Origin of the sequence: Bartonella sp. AP40SXNS (assembly GCF_042195825.1) — a bacterium.
In the GTDB taxonomy this organism is placed as follows: Bacteria; Pseudomonadota; Alphaproteobacteria; order Rhizobiales; family Rhizobiaceae; genus Bartonella.
The window spans coordinates 195,707-204,804 of record NZ_JBHIPB010000003.1; the positions used below are offsets into that span (position 1 = coordinate 195,707).

10 protein-coding genes are annotated in these 9,098 nt (G+C 39.3%); 7 read left to right on the plus strand and 3 right to left on the minus strand.

Translation table 11 applies throughout. From position 1 onward, the window contains the following. Positions 1 to 166 precede the first annotated feature (166 nt). Positions 167 to 313: a hypothetical protein gene (locus ACFILZ_RS03545; RefSeq protein WP_375610214.1), complete on the plus strand. Its 147-nt coding sequence runs from the start codon at positions 167 to 169 to the stop codon at positions 311 to 313. 364 nt (positions 314 to 677) lie between these two features. Here the strand turns inward: ACFILZ_RS03545 and ACFILZ_RS03550 are convergent, their stop codons facing one another. Then, positions 678 to 1,193 carry a short-chain dehydrogenase gene (locus ACFILZ_RS03550; protein WP_375610213.1) on the minus strand — a complete coding sequence of 172 codons (516 nt, stop codon included), beginning with the start codon at positions 1,191 to 1,193 and terminating at the stop codon, positions 678 to 680. Between the two features lie 18 nt (positions 1,194 to 1,211). Continuing rightward, positions 1,212 to 1,775 (minus strand): NADPH-dependent FMN reductase, encoded by a 564-nt coding sequence (locus ACFILZ_RS03555; protein ID WP_375610212.1) that lies wholly within the window; start codon positions 1,773 to 1,775, stop codon positions 1,212 to 1,214. Between the two features lie 986 nt (positions 1,776 to 2,761). Between ACFILZ_RS03555 and ACFILZ_RS03560 the strand changes: the two genes are divergently transcribed. The 6 genes from ACFILZ_RS03560 to ACFILZ_RS03585 all read left to right on the plus strand — a co-directional run bounded on the left by ACFILZ_RS03560 (position 2,762) and on the right by ACFILZ_RS03585 (position 7,281). Beyond that, the gene (locus ACFILZ_RS03560) at positions 2,762 to 3,295 is read left to right on the plus strand and encodes a hypothetical protein (protein WP_375610211.1); all 534 of its coding nucleotides are present in this window, start codon (positions 2,762 to 2,764) and stop codon (positions 3,293 to 3,295) included. Between the two features lie 299 nt (positions 3,296 to 3,594). Further along, positions 3,595 to 4,131 (plus strand): hypothetical protein, encoded by a 537-nt coding sequence (locus ACFILZ_RS03565; protein ID WP_375610209.1) that lies wholly within the window; start codon positions 3,595 to 3,597, stop codon positions 4,129 to 4,131. A 315-nt stretch (positions 4,132 to 4,446) separates the two neighbouring features. Then, a complete protein-coding gene (locus ACFILZ_RS03570) occupies positions 4,447 to 5,025 on the plus strand; it encodes a hypothetical protein (protein ID WP_375610208.1) in 579 nt (192 codons plus the stop codon). Positions 5,026 to 5,162: 137 nt separating this feature from the next. Beyond that, positions 5,163 to 5,369, plus strand: coding sequence for a hypothetical protein (locus ACFILZ_RS03575; RefSeq protein WP_375610207.1), 207 nt, complete (start codon positions 5,163 to 5,165; stop codon positions 5,367 to 5,369). Between the two features lie 355 nt (positions 5,370 to 5,724). Then, positions 5,725 to 6,099, plus strand: a complete 375-nt coding sequence (locus tag ACFILZ_RS03580; RefSeq protein ID WP_375610206.1) for a hypothetical protein — start codon at positions 5,725 to 5,727, stop codon at positions 6,097 to 6,099. 12 nt (positions 6,100 to 6,111) lie between these two features. Further along, on the plus strand, positions 6,112 to 7,281 hold the full coding sequence (locus ACFILZ_RS03585) for a DUF6990 domain-containing protein (RefSeq protein WP_375610205.1): 1,170 nt from the start codon (positions 6,112 to 6,114) through the stop codon (positions 7,279 to 7,281). 1,024 nt (positions 7,282 to 8,305) lie between these two features. On the opposite strand, the gene ACFILZ_RS03590 is transcribed toward ACFILZ_RS03585, so the two are convergent. Further along, complete coding sequence (locus ACFILZ_RS03590; protein WP_375607073.1) at positions 8,306 to 8,629, minus strand: hypothetical protein; 324 nt, start codon at positions 8,627 to 8,629, stop codon at positions 8,306 to 8,308. Between the last annotated feature and the right edge of the window lie 469 nt (positions 8,630 to 9,098).

The following is a 9,098-nucleotide window of genomic DNA, read 5'->3' on the forward strand; positions in this document are numbered from 1 at the left end:
GGGGAATGGAGGGCGTTGGGGGAAAAGGGCTGTTGGTAATGAATAGGCTGATGATAGGTTTGTAATAGGCTTGTATAGGCTTTAATGGGGCGGTTTATCGGAAGTTTTGTTGTTTTCTGTGAATTTGCAAAATCGTAAAAACGTGTAACTGTAATAGGGGGTGTGGTTGGTCAAGAGCCGTGATGGTTGTGGGGAGGATATAGGGAGAAGAGGTGTCAATGGAGGCGTAAAGGTTGGATTGTGCAATGCGTCAAAATTGGAATGGGGTAATGGAGGAATGGGGGAATGGAGGGCGTTGGGGGAAAAGGGCTGATGGCAATGAATAGGCTGATGATAGGTTTGTAATAGGCTTGTATAGGCTTTAACGGGGCGGTTTATCGGCAGTTTGCTTGTTTTCTGTGAATTTGCAAAATCGTAAAAACGTGAAACTGTAAAAAGGTGTGTGGTTGCTCAAGAGCCGTGATGGTTGTGAGAGGGGGATAAGCCCGTGTGAGAAGGGTTAGAAAAACGTTTGGTTTTGAAGCTGTTGATATAGGCATGCTGTTTAGAGGCGTAAGGGAGGGGGATTGTTCGTTCTCAAAGCCTATGATGTAAGAGAGTATGAGTTATTTAAGAGGGTGTTCGGGTATGGATAGAGATTGAAGGGGTACTGCTTCTTTGCAAAGCAGAGGTATTGATCATAAGTTTTGTTTATTCATATGGTTTTTTATGGCATCCAGTACCTGTTGGCTTATCTCCTGATGGGGCAGCCGTCGTAAACCTTTTGGGGTTGTTTTTTGTCCTAATTGAATGGGGATAAAATCAACCTTGTTTTTGCGTGCGCACTCGAGGATTATTTGATCATGCGTGTTGGAACCAAAAATATGAAGAATACATGGTGGTTTAGGCAAAAGAGCTAACTGCTCAATTAATGCGCAAGAAAATGCATGGGCAGGCGAATGAATCCATAATATGCAATATTTTAGATCATGCCATTGTTTCACAGTTTCTAAAAATTGCGCCTTTGATGCCGCACAATCATAATCCAACGACACGCACAACTGTCTGTTGTGCAATGCCTCAAGCTGGACTTTATGGGAAAGAAAGCGTGCAGCAATAATCACTTCTTGCGGCTCTAGTGATTGATACAAAGGAGCAAGCATCCCTGTGCCCCCTACCACTAAATAACGATAGCGCGCTTCCTTTTTTTTCATGCCCCCTCCCTTATTGCTTTAAATCCCACCTCTTTGCTTTAAAAATGTGTACATTTCATCAGCAAGTCTTTCACAACGTGTTTGTACCTCTTCACTTATAACTTTCCAAGTACGACCTTCATCATCTGAGGAAAAATCTTCGTTGGAAGAGGCAATTTGACATTGGAGTGTGTAACCATAAAGCGTGTGCACCACCGGCACTAAATGTTCACAAGGTTGTGCGCATTTTTTGGCCGTACTCCCATGAGAGATAAGTCCAACAGGTTTATTTAAAAAGGCATTATAGGCTAAATTATCAAGAGCATTTTTTAAAACACCCGAATAAGACCCTTGATAAACGGGGCTTGCTAGAATAACGCCATCAGCCGCGGCAATGGTTTTGACAAACTCACGGACTGCAGCACTTGGATTAGCCTCTACCTGCTGATGATAATCTGGATCTGTCATCGGCAAGGGCTGTTCACGCAAATCAACCCAATGAAGTGATGCACCCCGTTTTATGAGGCAATCCGCTAAATAACTGGCTAAAGTTCTTGTTAAGGAAGGTTGACGCACAGACCCCAAAATAATTGCTATATTCAACAGGATTCTCCTTTATCTTTTCTCCACAAGCCTATAACGCAAGGCTTATAAAGAAGTGTGAGTAAAATGATGCGTATCATTATGCTGTTTATAAAGAGCAATTGTGATGATATCGCATCATCATAGAATCAATCCATGCTAACAAGATTGTTGACAAAACAACACCTCAAACTTGTAAGGGAATGTTAGTGCTTTCATTAATATTAAAACGCGTGATCTCAAAAATAGCGGCTGTCTCGTGTCTTAGAAGCGTTTTTATGAATATGTTCTGAGCTATTGCCTTGCAAGAACTCTAATGAAATATGGAAGATATCATCGTATTTTGAATGATCATTGAGCTTTTTTAATTGGAATAAGAAAGTTGTTAGATTTTCTCATTTCAAATGCTCTTATTGCGCGATCATTTGCAAATCAATGGAAGTTCCTTTTTTTATGTCTTAAGTGGGGGGCCGAAAACAATGAGAAAAGAATAAAAATGCTTCTGTCTTTTCAAGGGATAAAGGCTATCGTAAAGGCGGGATATGGCTGTTGTTGGGGCAGGGGTGGGGTTGTTGTAGGAGCCTTAGGGTAATGGGGGTGTCTGTGTTGAGGAACGGAGTTATGGCGTTGGCTTGTTGCAAGGGAGGGTAAGGCTATTGTAGAGGCCGCAGGGGGCGTATATGAATGGTGCCGGATTACATTTTTTATTGAAACAATAGGGGTGATAGATTTTATAGTAAGGGGGGTATATTCATGGGGGCGCTATTGTTATCCCTTTCATGGGGGCTGTTCATGAAATGGGGGTGATGCGTGTTGGTTTGCAAGTGTTGAGAGATGTTTCTTTAAAACAAGCACGTGAATTGGCAAAAGTATTGGCAACATAAATATGCAATACGAGTGTTCTCTGAGGTATTCTGTTTGACCATAATGGATGCAATTGTGCTTGAGAGATTATGCGTGTCCTTATAAAAGTTAGGGACAAACAGTTGCATAAAAAGGAAGAGCAAATGAAGGGGGAAAATTCCACATTTTATAACAAATGGTGCTCTCTTTTTTTGGGAAAATCATTTCGTTCTTATAAAGATCATATGATTATTTGTCTTATTTCTATCCTTATTGCGATAGGTTATAAAGCTCTTTTGATCCCATTAGAATCCAAGTGGCCGTTGAGTGTATCGCAGGATAGCACTCTTTTGGCGCTCTTTGTGATGCGTGAAGTCATCATGGTTGTTGTTGTTGCCTTGATGCCTGTTTTATTGGTGCTTTATCTCATCTTAACGTATTTGTTAAAAAAAATGATTCAGCAGTTGGATGAGGCTATCCAGCAACGGGGTCATACAACCGATCAACAAAATAATCCAGTAAAAAACAATAGAGAAAGAATAAGCAGTTTTTTTATCGTATATTTTTGGTTGATATTTCTGCTAAACGTCTTTTTTCCTGCGGGTGTTGTCATGCTCATTTTAGAATTTTATTATTTTGTTTTCAAGCGCGTGAGAACCTATTGTAGAGTGAAACGGGAATTAAAACGCGTAAGATAAAGAGAGTGACAAGGCGCTTTTGTAGCTATCGTGAGGGGTAAGAGGCAATGTTTAGAAGCTCTCGTGACACAAGAAGAGGGGAGGATGAATGGTTGGAAAATCATCAGACAAAGAAGAGAGCCTATTTTCGTTTGTAATGAGGAGGATGCTCTTAATCATTTGGAAGAGCAACCGCGCTTTTAGAAAGTTGGGGGTTTTTGTTGAAAACAAGGGAAGCGCCATGCATCGCACTTTTCGTGGTTCTTAAAAAAGCGGGCATGAGATAAAGAAATGCATTTTTCATAAAAAAAGGAAGAGCAATGAAGGGGAAAAATTCAGCATTTTATAATGGACTGCGCCATTTTTTCGAGAAAGATTATTTTTCTGTGCAAGAGCATGTTGTCATTTGTTTTCTCTCACTCATTATTGAGCTATGGAACAGGATTTTCTTTCTCTCATCTTTGGGTAGCCAAGAGAACTTGACAGGGTGGCAGGATACACCTCTTTTTCTCTCTCTGTATGCGTTTTGGAAAGTTATTACAGTGTGTGTTTGGGTCTTGTTCCCAGTTATGTTTATACTCTGCTTCATATTGCGGCGTTTGTTGGTAAAAAATATTCGGAAATTGAAAGGAATAGATCAGCAACGGGGTAAAATAACCGATCAAAAGGATCGATATAAAGAAAGTGTGAAGTGGAAAATGGACGATATTCTTGTTACAATATTCAGTTTCGTGCTTATGTTCGTGACATTGGGGGTTGCTTTTATTCCCATGATGATTTTGGAACTTTATTATGGTGTCTTTAAGCAGGTGAGAAAGTATCGTAGAATGAGACGGCTACTAAAACGCGTAAGATAAAGAGAGTGACAAGGCGCTTGCCTAGCTATAAAGCCCTTGCGTAGCTATTGTGAGGTGGGAGAGGCAACGTTTAGAAGCTCTCGTGACACAAAAAGAGGGGATGGTTGGAAAATCATCAGGCAAAGAGGATAAAGAAGCCTATCAGGTTTGTAATGAGGAGGATGCTCTTAATCATTGGGAAGAGCAACCACGCTTTTAGAAAATTGGGGTTTTTTGTTGAAAACAAGGGAAGCGCCATGCATCGCACTTTTCGTGGTTCTTAAAAGAGCGGGCATGAGATAAAGAAATGCGTTTTTCATAAAAAAAGGAAGAGCAATGAAGGGGAAAAATTCAGCATTTTATTCAGCATTTTATAATGAACTACGCTATTTTTCTGGGAAAGATTATTTTTCTGTGCGAGAGTGTGTTGTCATTTGGTTCCTCTCGCTCATTATTGAGTTGTGCAACAGGATTTTCTTTCTCTCATCTTTGGGTAGCCAAGAGAACTTGACAGGGTGGCAGGATACACCCCTTTTTCTCTCTCTGTGTGCGTTTTGGCAAGTTATTATAGTGTGTGTTTGGGTCTTGTTTCCAGTTCTGTACATACTCTTCATAACATTGTGGCTTTTGTTGAGAAAAAATACTCAAAAATTGAAAGAAATAAACCAGCAACGGGGTAAAATAACCGATCAAAAGGATTGGTATAAAAAAGGCGATAGAGAAAAATGGAGTGATATTCTTGTTACAATATTCGGTCTCGTGCTTCTGTTCGTGACACTGTGGGTTGCTTGTATTCCCATGATGATTTTACAACTTTATTATGGTGTCTTTAAGCAGGTGAGAACGTATCGCTGTTTAAGAAAAGAACTGAAAAACGTCTTGCAAGAACAGGATACAGCGCTTGAGAAGTCATGAGAGGGAAAAAATAATGAAGAAATTATGAGAGATTCAGCCTTTATAGGGATTGCTCTCTATACCATTTTGCCTCTGATATGTTTTGGTGTTTTTTTATGGGGTGTCCGTAAAACATTGCTTTAAAGGAGCAGTGTTGGGTGGCATTGAGTGGAAGAAAAACCGATTATGGATCATTGTTGATTAAAGGGAATAAGAGCCCGTGGGGTTTAGAGCCTAGAGTGAGTGCTTGGGACTTACTTTATCGTTTGAGGCGTGAGGAAGGAACGGTTTTGCTTGTAGGGGCGCGCGGTATATGGGTTGTTTTCGTATTTTTAGGTACCTTGTTCATTCAAGCTTTGAAATGAATCCTATTGAAGGTGGGGATGCAGGGTCATTTTCTTGAAAATAGGAGAATTTTTAGGAAGAAAAAGCTGAATTGTGACTATTGTTTATAGATTGGCGTGGTTTGAAAATCTTTATTGTTTGCAATGTGAGGAAGGTAAGAGGGGTGGCAAGGTAGCAGGAATATTATTATTTTTATTATGACGCAATCCATAATGGTCTGTGTACTTTTCTTGATTTCGGTGATATTTGGGTTTTGCATCATCATAATGCGTAAATTGGAAAAAAAGATCTAGAAACGAGAAGAAGCAATCTCTGTGTGAGAGCAAATAAGCTCTCTGTCACCACGGGTCTTTTCAAAGAGTGAGAGGGGAATACATGAAGGAGCAAAATTGGACATCAGAGCAAGAAACGCATAAAGGAGCGCATTCTTTTTCGCTTCAGCAAGCGTTACTCTCAGCAAAGGATTATAAAATTATCTTTGCTATTGCGGTTCTCATTGTCATCTGGAGAATGGTTCTAGAAATACCAGGTGTATTAAATTGGCAGCTGACAGGGTGGCAATATGTTGTGCATGCCGTTCTCTTTAAAACGACGGTCGCCATAACGGTCTGTGTCATTATTTTTATTCCGGTTATGTTACGGCTTCGCACCAAAGTGACGGGTGAGTTGTACAAAAATATTCAGAAACTAGAAGAAGCAATCTCGGTGCGAGAGCACATAAGCTCTCTGTCGCACGGGTTGTGTAAATAGTGAGGGGGGAACATGAACTTTGATCCTATAGCCGTATTTCTATTAGATCCCGAGTTCTGGGTATTTATTGTTATTTGCATGATCATTATCATGCTTGTTTTAGCTCTTTATACCTCTGTCTTCAAACGGATGAAAATGAATTTCCAAGTGAAAGGCGAGCTGGAAAGAGTGCTTAAAGAAAATGATCTTGCAACGCAGCAGTTTTGGAAAGATGAAGCCGTGCTGCAGAAGAGGCGTTTGCAACTAAAGGAAAAGGAAAAAGAACCCTTTGTCGGTTATGATGATGATGAAATTCTCACGATAGAAAGTGCAACAGCGCTTTTAAAAAGCTTGGGGTGGTCTGTGGACATCGAGGGAAAAGGAGATTATTTGGCAACCCTCTTTTTACCAGATCGCGAAGTGCAGTTTCTTTATAACGAGAAACGAGTGGAAGAGTTTTCGCCTTTTGATCGCGGACTTTTAATTATGAGCGGTATTTTTGCGGCGGCTTGTCAGACGATTAATCCTCATAATTCTGGGGTTTTGCCAACGGTATTTATGAATTTTGTGCCCAATGGATTGGAAATTTTTGAAGAAAAAGTGAGTGCCGCGTGTTTAAAAAAAGCGCTTGAAAAAACTTTAAAATGGACAATGGAAGATGATTCTTTGCATGAAATTTTTCGCTCTCAATATCGTCTTCCTCCTTGGGAAAAAGACTCTTTATCTTGGGCACCGGATGATGACATAGAGCTCGCACCTTATGCTTTGCTGCATCTTGCTGCTCTTGCTTTGCTGGGCGATGTTGAGACTTTAGCTTCTTATGACGAAAGTTTTACGGCAGGGAACCAGCTTGGCTTTGATGAAACCATTGAAAAAGTTCATTTGGAACGCGCGATGGTGATCGCTCAAGAAGTGGAAAGGGAAGGAAAGTTCAGTTACGATCTGCTGGAACGGGTTGCTGAGAAGTTGTCCATAGCCATGGACTATCAGCTTTTTAGAGATAGAAACCTTAATTTGTGTAATCAAAAACGAGATTTCCATAAAAAATTAGTTGAGGAGAAAAAACAAGAATTAAGGGAACAAGGGTTTGAAGGGGTGAGTGATGAACAGTTCGTGTTTGAAGCAGAGGGGGTAAAACATGCTCCTGATATTACTTATATTAAAGATGGTAAAATCGCATTTATGGATATAAAAATTGATTAGTGTTGTACTCTCCTGTTGAAGAAAAGCACTCTTATTTAAAAGATGTGAAAGCGCTATGATTGAGGCGCTTTCACACCTTTCATACCAGAGCAAAATAAAGTGTTCGAAAAATCGAGAATAATAGCCAAGATTTTAAAAAATAGACTGAAAATGGCTTGATCCTCAAGAATAGGGGAGAAAAATCAATTATAAATTCGCTCTCTTCTTTAAGACGGTTCTGTTGTTTTGTTAGAAAATGCTCATAAATTAGCGCTTGAATAAGCGCTATGAGGGAAAGCTTCATTGACTCAAGGGGCGCTACGGGGGAGCTATAAAAGGGGGTAGAGTCTAAAAGGGGGTAGAGTCTAAAAGGGGGTAGAGTCTAAAAGGGGGTAGAGCCTAAAAGAGGGTAGAGCCTAAAAGGGGGTAGAGCCTAAAAGGGGGTAGAGCCTAAAAGGGGGTAGAGTCTAAAAGGGGGGAGAGCCTAAAAGAGGGTAGAGCCTTTGTCATTTGAGATGAGAGGAAGGCAAAAATGCCATTTTTGAGCAGTGTTAAGCTCTTTTGCCTTTGAGGTGTTTTTTGTCTTTTTAAGAAGTCCTTGCCAATGAAGCAGCGCTTGTTAAGCTTCAACAGTGTTTCAGTATGGTGATATTGATATAAAAAGTTATGGTGTTTTTGTGTTTTTCAGTCTGCTTCATGGAGATCTGTAAGCCAATCCGATGACAGAGAAGATGCATGGTCATTTTCTTGAAAACAGAAGAATTTTTGGGAAGAACAAGAAGATTGCGGACCCTTATTAACGAAAGCGCTATGGGAGGGAAGCTAGGGGGTAGAGCCTTTGTCATTTGAGATGTGAGACAAGTAAAAATGGCATTTTTGAAGGCGATGATATTTGGCCAATAAAAATAAAAACACAATAAAAATTAAACTAAAACAAAGGAAAAATTAAACTAAAAAAGGCCCCATTTTATAAAGGGCCTTTTTATTTAAATTTTTACAATATACATAAAATGTATATAACCTTACTTTAAGAACTTTTTGTATCTTATATTTTATTAGCAACAAGTTGTAAGAAATATATAATAAGTGATCCTAAAAAACCAGCTAGTGCATTCAATAAATTTTCTGCTTTATCGTATATATCGTTGATGGATGCTTGTTCTGATGCGCTTCTATTACTGACTCTCAGTATATTCAATGTATCCGATGTGTCCCTTACTTGTTTAACAAACTGTAAAGTTGTTTTCTCAATAGTATAAGGAGCAACAATAGGAGAGGGTTGTTTATTGACTATACGATCAGATTTTTGAATCGCGAGAGCTAAACCACTTGTAATAGCCCCAGCTATGAAAAAATATCTGATATTCATAGTTTTTCTCCTATATTTATTTCTATAAATAAATATCGATACGTATCATATATAAATTCGATTTAAATAACTATAGTAAAAATACAACAATCACAAAAAAGAATAAACTTTGTCTACAAATTGACAAAATTTACCCTTAATTGCCTTAATGAATTCTTTCAGATTCGACTTTATGAAGGCGTAAAAAAGTTTGAAAGCTCTGTAGAGAAGTGGAATCCCATAAGGTGGGTGATACAATAGTTGCTAGCAAACTTCTTTTTGTATCTTTGATCAAGGATTCATAAAAATGAGGGTTCATAAAAATGATATGCGATGAAAGTTGAGTAAACCCCTTGAGGGGAAAGATGCACTCTTTTTGAAGGCTGGAGTGCATCCTCTATAGATTGGATGCTTCCTTTGAGGGTCGGAGGTATCCCTTGAGGGGAAGGATGCACTCTTTTTGAGGGCTAGAGTGCATCCTCATAGATTG